Origin of the sequence: Paraburkholderia acidiphila, assembly GCF_009789655.1 — a bacterium.
GTDB classification, from domain to species: Bacteria; Pseudomonadota; Gammaproteobacteria; order Burkholderiales; family Burkholderiaceae; genus Paraburkholderia; species Paraburkholderia acidiphila.
Map to the genome: position 1 here is coordinate 977,345 of NZ_CP046910.1, position 16,501 is coordinate 993,845.

Sequence of the window (16,501 nt, forward strand, 5' to 3'; positions counted from 1 at the left end):
AGGCGGACAAGCGCAACGACAGGCACCGCAGTCGCGCGAGAATGTGCGGTGGCGCACATTCCTGGCTTTGACGGCCAACGACGTTCACGATCCAGCGTGGCTGACGGCTGGGTTGCCCGCGAGTTTCGCCCGCCGGCGGATGGCCTTCACCTCTTCGCGTGTCAGCCCGAGCGAAGCGAGAAACGCCGCGTGCGCGTCGGGGCTTTCTGCCTCGAACGCGGCATGCCAACTGTCCATCTCCGTCTCGTCGAAGCCGGCGCTACGCAGCATCGCGACCCATGCGTCCTTCCCGCGCTGTTTGCCTCGGCGGCGAAACGATGGTTGCGCGAGCAACGTCGCGATGACTTTCTGCCGTTCCTTCAGGCGCGCGATTTCCGCTGTCAATCCCATCAGGTGCGCTTCGAGAATCTGGGCGGCTGCGTTGCCCTCGCTCGCGAGTATGCCGCGTATGGCGGTCAATGGCAGCCCCGCGGCCCGGTAGGCGCAGATCGCGCGCAGGCGCTCATGTTGTGTCTCGTCGTAGAGCCGGTAGCCCGCGCTGCTGCGTGCGCTCGGTATCAGCAGGCCGAGTGCTTCGTAGTGCAGGAGCGAGGAGCGCGAGAGTCCTGCTTCGCGCGCCAGTCTTCCGAGCGTAATGCGTGTCATGACGGAAAAGGAAGTCGGTCGGGGGAAAGAAAACCACAGCGCGCTTCGGACCGTGCCAGCAATTCGGGCGAGTAGTGTTTCGCTACGAGTACGCGGCAATCTCCTGTAAATACCGGCGCATGGGCGAGAAAAGCCTCGAACGAATGCGATGGATTCGAAGCACCGGCATGCGCCATAAGCCGGATCAGCGCTTCGGTCATTGTACGGTGGTATCGATCGGGGACGCCGAGATGCGCGGCGTATTGCGCAATACCGGCGCACGTCCGCTCGATCGCCTCTTCAAGCGGGTAACGCTGCAAGTGAATCCACGTTACGCGCAGATGATTGCGATGATTGAACGCAGCCGGTGGCAACTGGCAGGTGAGGAAGGCTTCGAGGAAGGCGTCGTCGGCGAGATTCGCTGTCGTTTCCATGTGTATCGACACGATGTTCGTTGAACAGGGTGTCGATCATGAAGGTGACTACGGTAGTCGGGTCAAGCGAATTGTTGGGGCAGTGAGGCCCCGGAAGGCAGGCAAAAGCCTGGTTTGCATGCCTTCCGGATTTCCTGCTAAAACGATGGGTCAATGCGCCAGTCAGAAGTTGCCAAAGAAACCGCGCGCCGCGACCATGCAGAACGGCGCGACGATATCGGCGTGGTAGGCCTGAAGGACGGCGGACATGCCGCCATCCGTCGCGCCGGCCTGGACCGCCTGGGCGGCGACTGCCGCTTCGGCCTGCGCGAAGCCCGCCTTCACGGCGGCAAACGGATCGTTTGCGCCAGGCGCGGAATCGACGTCCAGCACGCTCGTCAGGCCCGGCGCGACCTTGGCGTTTTTCCAGTAAGCCTGCTCGATCGCCGCGTTGAAAAAGAACACCGTCGGGTCGAGGTGGCCCCCGCATAGCAGGACCGGCGAGCGCGGCACCCAGTTGCGCAGATCGTTGCGCTTGAACGCCTGCCGCAGCGGCTGAGCCGGACTGGCAGCCGGGGCCATCGCAGCGGTCGGCGAGGGATACGCGCCGTCCGGGTTGACGATCTGGTCTTCGAGCATGCTCAGACGATAGCTATTGCGCACGAGATTCGCAGTGCCGAATCCCAGCGCGAATAGCGGTATCAATTGAGGCGGGGCGAGAGGCGGGGCCAGCGGCGGCGTCAACGCAGCGAACTGTGACGCCGGCGGCGTGCTGCTGAAGAGTTGCGTGGCGGGCAGTTTGCCTTCAGCAAACAACGTGTCCATTGACGTGACGCTCGGCAGCAGGTTCTCTATCCCAGGGGCATAGGCCGCCTCGAAAAAATCGCCTGGCTTGCGATAGATATTGCCGTACGCGTGCTGGTAGCTCGTGGTCACCAGCACCGAAAAGATCGTTGAGCCGAGGTCGACCTCGCCCTGGACCAGCGCGTCCGCCATCGCGCCCAGCGCATACGGGCCCGAGCCCGGCGCGGAAGCCGTCACGTTGATGCCGGCCGCCTGCAGCGCGCGATGGGTGGCGAGCGCGACGTAGCCGCCCTGCGAATAGCCGGTCACGAACAGCTTGCCGTTCTCACGCGTCTTGTTCGCCGGGTCGGGCAGCGCCATCGCAAAGCGGGCCGCGCGCAGCGAATCGATCACATCGGCCGATTGCTGGTCGCCGTTCAGATAGGGGTGATACGGCAATGGCGAGCCCGCGTAGCCGGCATAGTTGCTCGCCACCACGATATACCCTTGCGCGGCGTAGATCGCCGCCACCGCAATGCCTTCGCCTGCGCCGTCGCCGTTGGCCGGGTCCGTTTGGGTAATGTCGGCGATGTTGTAGTTGCGGTAGGTTGTCGTTCCGTGCGCATACAGCATGAGCGGACGCGGGCCGGTGCATGAGGCGCCGCCGCCGGGAATCATCAGCGCGGCGCTCGACATCGTGGGTTCGCCCGCGCCGCCTATCGTGAGGTAGCGGAAGTATTTGATTTCGATGTCGCAGCGCGGCGTGCCGGCAACCTGCAGCAATTGCTGACCCGTTGCGTTCGTTCCCAGCAGTTTCGCAAAGTCACTCGCGCCCAGACGCAGGCTCGTTCTCTGCTCGACCAGCTGGCCGCGGAAAAAGCAGCTCAATCCGCTGCATGTCGAACCGGCCTGCACGACAACGCTGGCACTCGACAAAAGGAGAGTCAGCAGTACCCAACCCGTCTTAAGCATCGCTCCTCGCATTTCACGCTCCGTTTTTGTTGGTGTTCGGAAAATGGGGCTGCCTTGCAGAGTCAAACGAGTATAGGTAAACGGAATCACGGATTGCTACTGGTTGCGCGAACAATTTTCCAGTGAAGCGCTTTATGAAAAATTGACGCTGGCGCCTATGGCTGGCTGCGATCCTATGTAATTAAACGTCTATCGCACATTAAATAAAGAGGCGAGTCGAGATCCGACGGGCTAGTATTTAGTCGGAAGGATCTAACGGTCAATTACCAGGAGCCTGGCAATGCCTCTCGTTTTCTCGAACATCAAGACGGACTGGGACAATGCGAAAAATGCAGGCGGAATTCTCCCTGTGGCGGCCACTTACGGAGACGCGACAGACGACGGCGGCACCATGATTTACTTGCCATTCACATTTCAGAATGAGTCGTATCACATCTCGGTGCCGCTCGCGAGTGGCGGCGTGGCGAATTCCTGCCACGTCACCGCCGAACGGCCGACCCCTGTTCATCTCGACACCAGCAAAGGAAAGAAGGCCGGGACGACATACACCGTGAAGAACAAGCCGACCGCGTATTACGATTTTGTTATTAGCGGTGGTGTTCCGCCGAATGTCGTGTTTTCGCACACGAGCAAAGTCGAGATCATCGGAAAGAAAACTCAAAAAGTCTTCAGTGCCAGTTTCGCGACCGCTTTGACCAACGCGGTGCAGGACATCATGCGCGCCTTCGCACTACACATGCTCGGCCTGGGAACGTCGCACGCAACCCCTGGCTGACATCCAGATCGAATCGAAACGATCGCGGACGTGTCGCTCCGTGGGGGGCGGCGCGTCCTTGCGTCACCAGGCGTCCCCTACGGAACCAGCGTAGAAACCTGCCCTGGCTGAACCACCTTGATCACGCCGCCCCACAGGCAAACGAGCGTAGCCTGCGCATCGAGCGCCGGCATCGCGCCCAGCGTAACGGTGGGCGCACCACCGGGAATCCAGGGTGACGGCGTCGCCGGAACGCAGGGCATGGGCGTGAACACGCCCAGCGCCGCGGCAGTCGCAGCGATCACCGTGGGGTTCGCCGGGCTTTGGCACAGGGCGAACGGCGTGACATTAACGATGGGAATCGAGTCCGCAATCGTCGCGGCCGGCACGCCGCCTACGAGCACACGATTCACGGGCAGCACGTTCAGCGTGCCTGGCGCACCGCCAAAGGAACATTGCAGGGTGGCGCCGGCGCAGACTTGCGGGCTGGTCATCGTGTGGCTCCTTTTTCAAACTCAGGCCGAAGACGGATTGGCGAGCGATTGCCACCATTGCTTCCATCGAGGCAGCGGTTTGCCGTTGGCCGCGATCGGTCGCCGGTCGTCGGTATAGCGTTGCGCGGCTTCGAGCGGCTTGCCCGCGCCGAACGGCTGGCGTAGCGCGAGGCAACCGTTCGGATGGAAGCGTTGCAAGACGCCATGCAGCTTGCCGTTGCGGTAATGCGCTTCTTCGAGCGGCGTACCGTCGGCGAGCCATGTGCGCGAGACGCCGTGCAGCACGCCGTGCGCGTAGTGCGCCTCGCGCTGGATCTTGCCGTCGGGGAAATAGAAAAGCGCCTTGCCGTCGAGCTTGCCGCCGGCATATTGCACTTGCGCCGAAGGGGTGCCCTCAGGATAGAAGTAGGTAGCCGGTCCGCTGAGCACACCGTTCGTATAGCGAATCAATGCCACGGAACGTCCTTCGGCTTCGATGCGAACCGGACCGTGCAGCGCGCCGCCTAGCGTGGCGCCTTCAATGCGCGTGTCGTCGCGTTCTATCGTGACCGGCTGGATCGTCTCCATGTTCGCCTCAGTTGATCTTCACAATACCGCCCTTGACCACCAGCATGCCGCCGCCGTCCACCGTCTGCTGCACGGCCCCCTTGTTCGTCACACTCTGCGCCTCGTTCGACAGCGTGCCGTCCGACTTGTTGGTCAGTGACGTCCCGGCCTGATTCGTGAGCGACACGCCAGCCTGATTCGTGAGCGACGCGTCGCTCTTCGCCGTGAGGTTGCCCGTGCTTTGCAGCGTGAGCGTGCCGCTCACCTTGATGGTGAGGTTGCCGTCCACGGTGAGCGTCATGTTGCCCGTCACGGTCTGATCGAGATTGCCGCCCACCGTGCGCGTTTCGTTGCCGCCGGCTTTCACGGTGCGCGCGCCTTTGATGTCGACCGTTTCGTCGCCGGTCTTCACCGTCGTGCTGCGGTTGCCCTGTTCGACCGAGAGGGTGTCGTTGCCTTCCTTGATGGTATGCGTGCGGTCGTTCTTGATCGTGCTGGTTTCGTTATGGTCGATGGTCCACGTGGCGTCGTTGATCACCTTGGCATTCAGGTCCTTTTGCGCCTGCAGGAAGACTTCCTCGCTGTCCTGCTTGTCTTCGAAGCGCAGCTCGTTGAAGCCATTGCCGCCTTTCGAGGTATTCGTCTTGATGCCGGACTGGGTCTGGTTGTCGGGCAGCGTATAGGGCGGCAGGTTCGCGCCGTTGTACACGCTGCCCGTAATAAGCGGCCGGTCGGGATCGCCGTCGATGAAGCTCACCACGACCTCGTCGCCCACGCGCGGCATGAACTGCATGCCGAAGCGCTTGCTCGCCCAGGGCTGCGCCACGCGAATCCAGCATGAGCTTTGTTCGTCGTTCTGGCCGTCGCGGTCCCAGTGAAACTGAACCTTCACGCGGCCATACTGATCGGTCCACAGTTCCTCGCCGCTTTTGCCGACCACCGTTGCCGTTTGCGTGGGCATGAAGGGGCGCGGCGTCGTGCGTGCGGGGCGCCAGGCCGTCGCGAAGGGAAAGGCTTCGAAGCGGTTGCGATAGCGGTTGTGATCGGCTTCGTGGACCACGCTGCGCACCACCCATTCGATATTGGCGTCGCTGGAATCGTGATCTGCCAGCGTGAAGCGGCAGCCCGGCGCGAGCGCGCGGCAATCGCTTTCGCCGATGAGCAGCCGGGTAGGCGCGCGCAATGCGTCCACGCGATGTTTCGAGAGCGTGGAGCCATCGCCGCTGGTCGTGTAGCGCCCCGGATATTCGTACACGCTATGCCCGTTCGATGCCGCTTGTGCCTGCGAATAGAGTTGTGCAGCCGGCGTTTCCCACGCGTAATCGGTATGCGAGAAGAGGCCGGAGGCGGTTTCTTCGACGACCTCGCAGTGCACGATCTGCGTCGATTCGCGCGCGCCGCTCGTGCCGCCCGTATAGTGCAGCGTCGCGTCGCCGGGCAGCGGCGTGAAGGCGTCGTTGCTGTCGGCAATGACGAGCGTATGGCTGCCCGTATCGTGACGGAAGAAGTAGAACCAGCCTTCCTCTTCACACAGACGGCTCACGAACGCGAAATCGGACTCCGCGTACTGCACGCACCATTCGCGCGTGGCGGGCGTGCCGGTGATCGAGAACGAGTAGTCCGTCAAACTATGACCCGCCAATACGGCCTGGATGATTTCCTGGGCGTTCTTGCCCTGAAATATGCGGTTATTGCGCGAGAGCGTGAGAAGCCAGAGCCACGAGCGCAGTTCGAGCGTGAAGTGGCTCGCATCCACGGTGGAGGGCAATTGCGCGGCACGTGTGCAAACGGCGTCGATCAGGCGCGGCGACTGGCCCCACGCGAGCGAGAGCGTCGCATGATTGCCGGTCATGCCCGAGGGCGCGGGCGGCGGCAATCCGCCATGGGCGTGAAGCGTCAGCGCGGCGGGGGCGTCCAGCGCCTCGCGTGCGTCGAAACTGGCGGGAAAGAGCGTGCTGAACGCACTTCCGGTCAGGCTGATGCGCGCGTCGGTGTCGGCGGAGATAGGGCGGTTCATCGTGTGGATGAGCTTTGGCGGTGTGCGGTGTGGCGGGTCGCATGCATCGTCATTCGAGCGCCCACTGCGCGAGCGTGCCGACCAGTTCGTTCATGAGCACGTTGTCGATCTCGCGCGCGCCGCCCGCGGCGCGGCAGCGCGCGAGCACGGCGTCGATGATCCGGCTGTCGAAGGCGAACTGCTTGCCCGTGGCGTCGCGGTAGCGCGTGCGAAGTTGTTCGAGCTTCTTCTCGATGATGGTGCGCAGCACCGTGTCGTCGAGCGCGGCATACGGCACGGCGGTCATGCGCGCGAGGAACGCGGGGCGAAACGCGTGCAGCAGTTCTTCGTGCAGCCGCCGCGAAAAGGCGTCGGTGGCGAGCGTCGCGGCTGGCGTATTGAGCAGCAGTTCGGCGCCCACGTTGCTGGTGGCGAGGATCACGGTGTTGCGAAAATCCACCACGAGGCCGGTACCGTCTTCCATCACGCCCTTGTCGAAAACGTTGTAGAACGCTTCGAGCACATCGACATGCGCCTTTTCGATCTCGTCGAGCAGCACGACACTATAAGGACGCCTACGTACGGCTTCGGTAAGCTGGCCGCCGCTCGCATAGCCCACGTAGCCCGGCGGCGCGCCGCGCAGCTGCGAGACGGCGTGCGCTTCCTGGTACGCGGCGAGGTCGATCACGATGAGATTGCGCTCGCCGCCATAGAGCGCGTCGGCAAGGGCGTAGGCCGTCTCGGTCTTGCCCACGCCCGTTGGCCCCACGAGCAGGAACACGCCGACCGGGCGCAACGGGTCGGCGAGTCCCGCGCGCCACGCCTGGATGCGCATTGCGATGCGGTCGAGCGCTGCATCTTGTCCGACGATGCGCTGCGCGAGACGGCCCTTGAGCGTGCGCACGGCGTGGGCTTCGTCGGCGAGCATCTTGCCCACCGGAATCCCGGTCCAGCTCGCGATCACGGCGGCGATGGTTTTCGAATCCACGCACACGGGCACCATCGGGTCGTCGTCGCGTATCGCTTCGAGGCCGCTTTCGAGGCGTGCGAGTTCGGCGGCGAGGTCTTCGCGCGGGTCGGTGGCTTCGTTGCTTTCGTTCGCATCGTCGCTGTCTGGCGCTGCCTGCGCGTCTACGCTGGAGGTGTCGCGCGGCTCGGCGTCGAGTGCGGCCAGGCGCGCGCGTACCGCAAGAATCTCGCGCACGGTAGCCGCCTCGTCGCGCCAGCGCGTATCGAGCGTGTCGACGAGCGCCGCATTGTGCGCATGTTCGGATTCGAGCACGGCGAGGCGCTGCGTATGGTTCGCGCCCAGCACCGTTTCCGTGCGCAGGCGCAGCAGTTCGTCGTCGAGCGCGCGCTGCCGGTGCCGGGCCGCTTCGAGTTGCGGCGGCGTGTCGTGCTGCGCCAGCGCCACGCGCGCGCACGCGGTGTCGAGCACGGCGATCGCCTTGTCGGGCAACTGGCGCGCCGAAATATACCGGTGCGAGAGCTTCACCGCATCGACGATGGCGGCGTCGAGGATCGTCACGTTGTGATGCGCCTCGAATTTATGCGCGAGCGCTCGCAGCATGGCGATGGCCGCGGGCTCGTCGGGCGCTTCGATCTGCACGAGCTGGAAGCGCCGCGCGAGCGCCGGGTCGCGCTCGAAATACTTCTTGTATTCGAGCCACGTCGTGGCCGCGATCGTGCGCAGTTCGCCACGCGCAAGGGCGGGCTTGAGCAGGTTCGCGGCGTCGCTGCCGCCTTCCGCGCCGCCCGCGCCGATCATCGTGTGAGCCTCGTCGATAAAGAGCACGACGGGCCGCGGCGAGTGCCGCGCCTCGTCGATCACCGCGCGCAGGCGCCGCTCGAATTCGCCTTTCAGTCCCGCACCCGCCTGCAGCAGCGCGAGGTCGAGCATGCGCAGCGAGACCTCGGCAAGCGGCGGCGGCACGTCGCCCGCCGCGATGCGCAGCGCGAGACCTTCGACCACCGCCGTCTTGCCTACGCCGGGCGCGCCCACGAGCAAGGGGTTGTTCTGCCGCCGCCGCAACAGAATATCGAGCGTCTGGCGGATCTCCGCATTGCGCCCGATGATCGGGTCGATGCGTCCGGCCCGCGCTTCGGCAGTCAGGTCGAGCGTGTATTGGTCGAGCAGGGCGGGCGCAGGCGTGGCAGGCTCCAGCGCGCCGGCGAGTGCGGGGAGGCTCGCGTTGTCGTCCATGGCCGCTTCGAGCGGCGCGTCCGGCGGCATCGGCACGCGCGGCGAAAGCGGCGCGGCCGCCTCGCTGGGCGCGAGCCACACGGCGAAGTTGGCGCGCAGCGCCGCGCTCGCCACACGCAGCAGCGTTGGCGCGGCATGCACGGTGCGTGCGCGCAGCGCGTCGTTTTCGAGCAGCGCAATGAGCAGCGTCGCCGCCCGCACGCGTGGTTGCTGGAGCACGACGGTGGACTGCACGAGCGCATCCTGGAGCCACACGAGCAGGTCGGGCGAGAACGACGGCATGCCGGTGTTGCCGCGCTTGAAGCGGGCGATGGCCATGCGGATTTCGGCGGCGAGCGCGGCGCGGTCCACGCCGAAGTGCGGCAGCACGCACGCGAAGTCGCCGCCTTCGGGTTCAGTGAGCGCGAGCAGCCAGTGCTCGATTTCAACCACGAAATGCGTCTCGCGCAGGCATTGCTGCGCGGCGCGCTCGAGCGCTTCGCGCGGCTCGCGCTCGAGGCGCGCAACGAGCGTCTTGAGATCGAGCGTCACGGCGCGGTACGCCCCGGAATGTCGTCGGGCGCAAGGCGCGTGAGGCGCGCGGGCGCCGATTCCGCCGCGCCGGCCCAGGCGGTCCAGCCTAGCCGGGGCGGCGCGTGGCGCGAGAGGCGTGCGCGCGGCAATTCGCCTGCGGCGAGCTGCAGTTCGAGATGCACCTTGAGTTCGGCGCCGAACCATTCCGCGGCCAGCGTATGCAGCGCTTCGTGGGCTGGCGCGCCCGGCAGGAATGCTTCGTACTGCTCACGCCTGAGCGGACCGAGGCGCACGCGGATGCCCTGGTGTTCGTCCCAGATCCTCGTCCCCGCAACAGCGTCCTGGCCGAGCCGCCGGTTGCGGCCGCCGGAGCCGATGGCCGTGCGGCTCGCGTCCGGCAGCGTGCGCCAGCCGCCCGCGAACGGTGTGGAGCGCACGTGCACGCGGAAGTGATGGAGCACCATCACATCGAAGCCCGCGAGCGAGCGCCGGCGATTGGCAAAGAGGCCCGCGCGCGCCAGTACGGCGCGTATGTCGAGCGGCTCGGGCGCTTCTTGCGCCGCTTTATGGTTGCCGTACGCGAGCGAACTGAGCGAGGCATTGCCCGTCAGCGCGCGCAGCACGACGTCAGCTGAACGCTGCGCCGTGGCGGGCAGCGGCTCGGCGCTGCGGTACTTGCGCTGCGCGCGATAGAGCAGCGCAAGCAAGCGGTGCTGGAAGAGATCGAGAAACGCCGCCGGCGAGCGGTCCTTGCGGCGCAGGCGGTCCTGCAGCCATTCCTGCCACGCGCCGGGCAGCGGGCCGTTTGGGCCGCCTAGCGCGAAGGCGTTGACCTGGAGCTGAGGCGGTCCGGCATGTTCGGATTGCGCGGAGGATTCATCGCCCGCTTGCGGCGCAAAAGCGAGCGAGCGCGGCAGGCCTCGACGCAGCGGCCCGAGCGCGCTTGCGGGAAACGCGGGGGAGAGATTGCCGCTCAACGCAAGCGCTTCCTGGCTGGGGTCGAGCCCGGTGCCGAGCGGCTGGGCGTGCGGCTGCAGCAATTCGAGCAGGCGCACGGCCTGCGTGAATTCGAACGCATGCGGCTCGTCGAACAGCCGCTGCGTCAGAGAACGAGCGGGCTGCCTATCGTCGGCCGCCATGTGCGGATCTCCCGACCGTCGCGCACGAGCGAGGTCTGTACGAAACGGTTGACGCTCGCATAGAGCGAGAAGAATTGCGCGAGCACGCCGGAAAAGAGCACGGTGCTCGCGCCCACGAAGCTCGCATCGTCGAGTTCGATACGCACGCCAAGGCCGTTGCGCCAGCCGCGCCAGCGGTCCGAACCGACATGCGCGACGATGCGTTCGCTCGACACCGACACGAGTCCCGCGATCTGGCGCTGCGTGGGGGCATGCGCGCCGAGGTTGTGGAGCATGAGCATTTCGCGCAGTGACTGCAGCGCTTGCGGGCCCTCCACGATCGACGTGTGGTTGAGCACGAGTTGCGACACGAGACGCCAGCGCGACGTGCCGTCGAGCGCGGCCACGATCTGCGGCGTGGGCCGATGCGCAATGCGCACCTTCGCCACGGGGCCGGGCACTTCGAACGACAGTGCCGCGCCCGGCGCGAGCCGATGGGCCAGGTGACGATTGGTGCAAAACAGGTCCGCGGTGAGCGTGCGCGCCGCAGGCGCGGCGGGATCGAAGCGCGTGTCGACGAAGGTGAGCATGACGTCGCTGCCGGGGCGCGACGGATGCAGACCGCTCACGCGCCGCGCGTACCAGTAGACGGCCGAGTCCATGCCGTGCATCGAGCCGTACCAGGGCGGCACGTCGGTCACCGTACGGCCGGCCACGGCACGCACATTGCGTACGGCGTAGATTTCGGTGCTCGATTCGCGATGCGCGTCGGGACTCACGCGCATTTCGCGCGCGGTGCCGTCGGGCCGCAATGGTTCGGAGGTGCGCCCGAACAGATTGAGCGCGGGTGCGCAGCCGAGCTGGATATCGTCTGTGTGCAGCGTAAAGCGTCCACGCGGGGCGGCCGTGAAGCCGATCACGAGATCGAGGCTTTCACCCGCATCGGCAGGCGGCTTGAACGGCAGGTCGAAAAACGCGAACTTCTCGGGAAACGCGAAATACTCGACCAGCAGACGGCAGGCCGGATGCGCGCCGTCTTCGAGCGGCAGGAGCGCGTCGGCCTCGTCGAAGCCAACCGGGCCTGGTAGACCTCGTTGCGCATGCAACGTTCCGTCGGGCGCCTGCAGCCAGGTGGCCGCGCTGTGCGCGCCGAGCAGATCGTAGAGCGCGGCGGATGTGACGGGCGAACCCGTGAGGCGCACGCGCAAGCGCTCGATCGGCAGCGCGCCCAGCTTGTGCGGCCCGGCGCCGCGCAGCGTGAGACGCAGCGCCGACTGCAGCGCCGCATTGCCCGTAAGCGCCTGCGCTTCCTCGGCGTCGAGCAACTGGGCCGCGGCGAGGGTAAGCGGCCAGAGCATGACGTCGCTGCTCGTGCGCCAGTGGATCGCCGTGCCGCCTGCGTCCACGTGCATGAGGGGCGTGTCGCGCGGCACGCGAAAGCCCGCTGCGATGCTGCCTTGCGTGGGGTCCGGCTCGAACTGCACGATCGTCATGGAAGGCACGGGCCGCGACGCATACGGATAAAACTGTTCGAGCAGGCCATCCGTGAGCGTGGTGTATTCGTCGTCGAGCGTGCGCTGGATGCGCGCGGTGAGCACCGCGAAGCTTTCGATCAGGCGTTCGACGTTCGGGTCGGCGCTTTCGCCAGGGCCGAGTTCGAGCCGCCGGGCGATCTTCGGATAACGCTGCGCAAAGCCTTCGCTCGCGCGGCGCAGATAAGTCAGCTCGCGCTGGTAGTAGTCGAGCAGTTGCGCATCAAGCGAGTCGTTCATCGACGATCCCGATGGACTGCGTGTCGCCGTGCTGCCCGGCAACGTAGGTGACGACATGCTCCACGCCGTCGCTGCCGCGCAGCGTTCCCCGAATGCGCAGGCACAGGCGCCACGGCGCGGCGGCGTCCGGTTCGATTTTCACGCGCGGGCCGTGAAGGCGCGGCTCGAACGCGCGGATCGCCTCGGCCACTTCGCGCTCGATCACCGCCCGGTCTTCCGCGCGCGCCGCGCTTTGTCCGCTCCAGTCAGGCAGGCCATACAGCAGCACGTCGGGCGCGCGCGGCACGCGTGGCGTGCCGCGGCGCGTATTGAGCAGGCGCAGCAACTCCGAGCGGACCGAGGCGCGCAAGCCGGCCGCGTCTAACGTGCGCGCGGCGAGTTCGTCGACGGACTCGTGCGCGTCGAAAGGCGCGTCGTCGGCCAGCCGCTCGAAAAGCGGCATGGGCGCGATGGCGATGTAGGGGCGTAAATTCGCCACAGGCGGCGCGCGCTAGCTTGCCGCCGCCTTCACGACCTTGTTCGCGGCCAGGTCCCAGGTGGAGGCCGCGGTGCCTTCCTTGGTGGCGTCGTCTTTCTGCGCCGTGAACTCCCACTTGATCTTCGTGAAGTTCAGCGAGAGCGTTTCCACGGGCTTGCCGCCCGCGCCGCCCGAGACGCTCACGTTGCTCAGAACGACATTGTTCAGCGTATAGGTGATGAACGGCATGACCTTGCCGTCGCTTTCGGCGGCGTTGCGGCCCACCACGACGGACGCGCTGGCAATGGGCTTGCCCGAGCAGCAATATTCGTTGAGCGTGGGCGTGGCGACGTCCACGAACTTCGTCACGGTGAACTCGCCGATATGAGGCTTGCCCGACGTGCGCTCCGAATTGCTGACGTCGTTCGTCACCTGCATCGCCACATTGTGGCTGTACGACATCAACTCGATCTTGTCGGTATAGCCTTCCAGCGTGCACTCGCCTTTGATGTCGCCGCCCAGGTCGAGAATGATCGAATCCATGGTTTGCTGCTCCCGAAGCCGTAAAGGAACACGCGGGCCGCGTGCGCGGCGCCAGGCGCGTTCAGGGACCAGGGGCGCTCATGCGCCGCCTGGCCGTCGTATCGTCATCGAATCGCTCGTTGCCGCTCCTGGATCACGCGGCCGCCGGCGGCGGCAACGTCGCCACGAGCCGGATCGACGCGGTGAGTTCCTCGAGCTGGAAATGCGGCCGCAGGAACACTGTCGCGCGGTATGCACCGGGCTTGCCGGGCACATCGGTCACATCCACGCGCGCCTCGCGCAGCGGATACTGCGCCTTGATTTCCTGCGGCGCGTTGTCGTTCACGAGCACGTAGTCGGCAATCCACGTGTTGAGGTAGCTGCGCACGTTGTCGCGCGTCATGAAGCTGCCGACCTTGTCGCGCATGATCGCCTTGATGTAGTGCGCAAAGCGCGAAGCGGCGAGGATATACGGCAGCATGGCCGAAATGCGCGCGTTCGCCGTGGCTTCGGGCGTGTTGTAGAGCGCAGGCTTGCAGGCGGTCTGACCGCCGAAGAACACCGCCATGCCTTCGTTCTTCTTGTGCACGAGCGCGATGAAGCCGAGCGAGTCGAGCTCCTTTTCGCGGCGGTCGGTGATCGCCACTTCCGTGGGGCACTTCATGGCCTTGTCGCCCGAGGCCGTCTGGAAGATATGGTCCGGCAAGCGCTCCACGGCGCCGCCGCCTTCCACGCCGCGAATCGCCGCGCACCAGCTGTATTGGGCGAACGCATTGGTAATGCGCTGCGCAAGCGCGTACGCGGAGTTGCCCCATAGATACTTCGAGTGGTCCGTGCCGTCGACATCCTCGAAGAAGTTCATGCCCTCCACCGGATTGCTGTCCGGATGATAAGGACGCCGCATCAAGATATGCGGAAGCGTGAGCGCGACATAACGCGAGTCTTCGCTCTTGCGGAATTCGCGCCAGCGGGCCATGTCGATCGTCTCGAAGACCTTCGAGAGATCGCGCGGCACGCCCAGCTCCGTAAAGCTCGACATGTCGAAAAGCTGCGGGTGGGCCGCCGAAATGAACGGCGCATGCGCGGCAGCGGCCACCGAGGCGAGCTTTTCGAGCAGGCTCACGTCGGGCGTCTGGCGCGTGAAGTAGTAGTCGCCCACCAGCACGCTGAACGGAAAGCCGCCGAAGGTACCGTATTCCTCTTCGTAGATCTTCTTGAAGAGCGCGCTCGTGTCGACGTCGATCGCCTTCTCGAGATCGTTCTGCAGGTCCTTCTTCGAAGCGTTAAGAAGGCGCAGTTTCAGCCGCGTGCCCGTTTCCGAGCCCTTCACGAGAAAGTGCAGCCCGCGCCACGACGACTCCAGCGCCTGCATGTCGGGGTGGTGCAGCACCTCGTTGAGCTGTTCGCTGATCAGCTCGTCGATCTTGCGGATGTGGTCGTTGATCATCGCCACGGTGTCGCGGCTGATGGTCATGTTCTTGTCGAGCACCTGCAGGGCGAACTCGGCGAGCAGCTCGCGAGCGTGCTGCTGCTGCTCCTCGTATTGCGCCATGCGCCCTTCGTGCACGATGCGGTCGAGCAGCGTGACCGTACCCGCCTGCGCGGTCGCGGCGGCCTGAATGTCGGACATGATCGTCTCCTCGCGTTGGGCTTAGCTGGCCGGCGTGTCGCTGGCAGGGGCAGGGGCGTCGCCTGACTCCGGCGGCGGCAACTGCGCAGTCGGCGTGTCCTGCGGGTGCGCCGAGCGGATCTCGCTCAACCCCTTCGGGTCGTGCACCACTTCCTGGAGGAGCTTGTCCAGTTCGTCGTTGCCGTCGAGCTTGGTGAGGAGGTCGCGCAGGCGCAGCCGCGCGTCGTAAAGCTGTTTGAGCGGGCCGATCTGCTGAACGATGCTTACCGGATCGAAGTCGTCGATATGTTCGAACTTCAGCTCGACATTGACCTTGCTGCCGTCGGCCGCGAGCGTGTTGTCGACCTGCAGCGTCACGCGCGGCCCGATCGACTTCATCACGTCGTTGAAATTGTCGCGGTCGATGTCGACGAAGCGGCGCTCCGTCATTTTCGGCAGCGGCTCGACGGGCTTGCCGGAGAGGTCGGCAAGTATGCCCACGACGAGCGGTAGCTCGCGCTTTTCAATGGCGTTGCCCGTTTCGACGTCGTACGTAATCTGGACACGCGGCGGTCGGTTCCGTTCGAACCAGTGCTGGGTACTGTCGGCCATGGTCACCTCGGTGGCGGTTGTTCTTCTAATGCGTTGTGTAACGGGAGGAGATGCGCGTTTGTCGTCAATCTGCCATTTTCATGATGCATTTTCTTTAAGGCGACAATGGACCGCAAAACGTAATTAAACGATTGCCATATCCATTCCCGGTCCTTCAGGAAAAAGGCACAACTAAAGCATGCCCCCGCATTCGTCAGACGAGAGCATTCACGGCGTCAAGTGTCACGCTGCCTGGTTTTCGGCTTGTCCTTCGTCGCGCGAGTCGTGAAGATAGACGGTCAGGACTTTAGAACAGTAAACGGGGAAATTCAAAGTATATTTACGGCGCATACCCCGATTCCCTTTCAAGTTTATTTACTTATTCTTTTTGAATGAGTCGATTAGAAAATCGTTATTGCAATGACAAGTGGGGCGCTTGTAGACTACGCGCAAAACAGCTTGCGCGGCGGAACATGCGTCTTGATTAGAAATACGAACTAGCATGAATTCTCCTGCGCGCGGGCAGGAGACATCGCAGACAAGAGGCGACGCAAACAATGGGGATTGCGCAGTGATCACCACGTTATTCGCGGGCGCATCGCGCGCCGTGCAGCCGCACGGCCGGCGCGCAGCCACGCTCGTGCTGCTCGCGCTCGCGCAGATGCTGACGGCGTGCTCGTCGCTGCCCAAGGTACAGGTGGATACCCTGGCTATTGCCGTTTCCACTCAAGCGAATCAGGACACACCCATTGCCGTGGACGCCGTGCTCGTGCGCAACCCTCAGTTGCTCGACGCGTTGCTCGGCCTGCCTTCGGCGAAGTGGTTCGCGCAGCGCGATCAATGGCGCCGCGATCATCCCGAGGACATTACGGTCGTGTCGTTCGAAGTGGTGCCGGGGCAGCAGATCGCGGCGGCGCCGTTTCCGTTTGGCGGCAAGCGTGGCGCAGGCGTGGTGGTGTTCGCGGACTACCAGACACCGGGCGCGCACCGCGTGAGGCTCGACACGGGCCCCGCTCACGCGCTGCTGCTGCTCGGCGACCAGGATCTGAGCGTGCAGGCCTCGCATTGATGTGACGCGGAAGTGTCACACAGCGGCGCGGCAATACTGAACGACGGAACGTTTAGCAATAGAAA

Annotated in this window: 15 protein-coding genes; 2 read left to right on the forward strand and 13 right to left on the reverse strand. The window is 64.9% G+C overall.

Features of this window, described 5'->3' with window-relative positions; translation table 11 throughout:
- Positions 1-84: 84 nt before the first annotated feature.
- The 3 genes from FAZ97_RS18975 to FAZ97_RS18985 all read right to left on the reverse strand — a co-directional run bounded on the left by FAZ97_RS18975 (position 85) and on the right by FAZ97_RS18985 (position 2,804).
- Positions 85-645: a MerR family transcriptional regulator gene (locus FAZ97_RS18975; protein WP_158759975.1), complete on the reverse strand. Its 561-nt coding sequence runs from the start codon at positions 643-645 to the stop codon at positions 85-87.
- Positions 642-1,058, reverse strand: coding sequence for a hypothetical protein (locus FAZ97_RS18980; protein WP_158759976.1), 417 nt, complete (start codon positions 1,056-1,058; stop codon positions 642-644). The genes FAZ97_RS18975 and FAZ97_RS18980 overlap by 4 nt, the downstream gene beginning before the upstream one ends.
- A 162-nt stretch (positions 1,059-1,220) precedes the next feature.
- A complete protein-coding gene (locus FAZ97_RS18985) occupies positions 1,221-2,804 on the reverse strand; it encodes an alpha/beta hydrolase family protein (protein ID WP_407671868.1) in 1,584 nt (527 codons plus the stop codon).
- A 268-nt stretch (positions 2,805-3,072) separates the two neighbouring features.
- Between FAZ97_RS18985 and FAZ97_RS18990 the strand changes: the two genes are divergently transcribed.
- Positions 3,073-3,567 carry a hypothetical protein gene (locus FAZ97_RS18990; RefSeq protein WP_158759978.1) on the forward strand — a complete coding sequence of 165 codons (495 nt, stop codon included), beginning with the start codon at positions 3,073-3,075 and terminating at the stop codon, positions 3,565-3,567.
- Positions 3,568-3,644: 77 nt separating this feature from the next.
- Here the strand turns inward: FAZ97_RS18990 and FAZ97_RS18995 are convergent, their stop codons facing one another.
- The 10 genes from FAZ97_RS18995 to tssB form a co-directional block, all read right to left on the reverse strand.
- Positions 3,645-4,040, reverse strand: a complete 396-nt coding sequence (locus FAZ97_RS18995; RefSeq protein WP_158759979.1) for a DUF4280 domain-containing protein — start codon at positions 4,038-4,040, stop codon at positions 3,645-3,647.
- 21 nt (positions 4,041-4,061) lie between these two features.
- The gene (locus FAZ97_RS19000) at positions 4,062-4,607 is read right to left on the reverse strand and encodes a toxin-antitoxin system YwqK family antitoxin (RefSeq protein WP_158759980.1); all 546 of its coding nucleotides are present in this window, start codon (positions 4,605-4,607) and stop codon (positions 4,062-4,064) included.
- 7 nt (positions 4,608-4,614) lie between these two features.
- Positions 4,615-6,603: a type VI secretion system Vgr family protein gene (locus FAZ97_RS19005; protein WP_158759981.1), complete on the reverse strand. Its 1,989-nt coding sequence runs from the start codon at positions 6,601-6,603 to the stop codon at positions 4,615-4,617.
- Between the two features lie 49 nt (positions 6,604-6,652).
- Complete coding sequence (gene tssH, locus FAZ97_RS19010; RefSeq protein WP_199272153.1) at positions 6,653-9,316, reverse strand: type VI secretion system ATPase TssH; 2,664 nt, start codon at positions 9,314-9,316, stop codon at positions 6,653-6,655.
- Positions 9,313-10,437 carry a type VI secretion system baseplate subunit TssG gene (gene tssG / locus FAZ97_RS19015; RefSeq protein WP_158759983.1) on the reverse strand — a complete coding sequence of 375 codons (1,125 nt, stop codon included), beginning with the start codon at positions 10,435-10,437 and terminating at the stop codon, positions 9,313-9,315. The genes tssH and tssG overlap by 4 nt, the downstream gene beginning before the upstream one ends.
- Positions 10,401-12,188: a type VI secretion system baseplate subunit TssF gene (gene tssF, locus FAZ97_RS19020; protein WP_158759984.1), complete on the reverse strand. Its 1,788-nt coding sequence runs from the start codon at positions 12,186-12,188 to the stop codon at positions 10,401-10,403. The genes tssG and tssF overlap by 37 nt, the downstream gene beginning before the upstream one ends.
- A complete protein-coding gene (tssE, locus tag FAZ97_RS19025; RefSeq protein ID WP_158759985.1) occupies positions 12,172-12,666 on the reverse strand; it encodes a type VI secretion system baseplate subunit TssE in 495 nt (164 codons plus the stop codon). Before tssE ends, tssF begins: the two co-directional genes overlap by 17 nt.
- A gap of 12 nt (positions 12,667-12,678) precedes the next feature.
- Entirely contained in the window at positions 12,679-13,188 is a 510-nt protein-coding gene (locus FAZ97_RS19030; RefSeq protein WP_158759986.1) for an Hcp family type VI secretion system effector, read from the reverse strand.
- Positions 13,189-13,321: 133 nt separating this feature from the next.
- A complete protein-coding gene (gene tssC, locus FAZ97_RS19035) occupies positions 13,322-14,797 on the reverse strand; it encodes a type VI secretion system contractile sheath large subunit (protein WP_158759987.1) in 1,476 nt (491 codons plus the stop codon).
- Positions 14,798-14,818: 21 nt separating this feature from the next.
- Positions 14,819-15,388, reverse strand: a complete 570-nt coding sequence (gene tssB, locus FAZ97_RS19040) for a type VI secretion system contractile sheath small subunit (RefSeq protein WP_158759988.1) — start codon at positions 15,386-15,388, stop codon at positions 14,819-14,821.
- 550 nt (positions 15,389-15,938) lie between these two features.
- On the opposite strand from tssB, the gene FAZ97_RS19045 reads away from it, so the two are divergent.
- Positions 15,939-16,436, forward strand: a complete 498-nt coding sequence (locus tag FAZ97_RS19045) for a type VI secretion protein (protein ID WP_158759989.1) — start codon at positions 15,939-15,941, stop codon at positions 16,434-16,436.
- Positions 16,437-16,501: the final 65 nt, after the last annotated feature.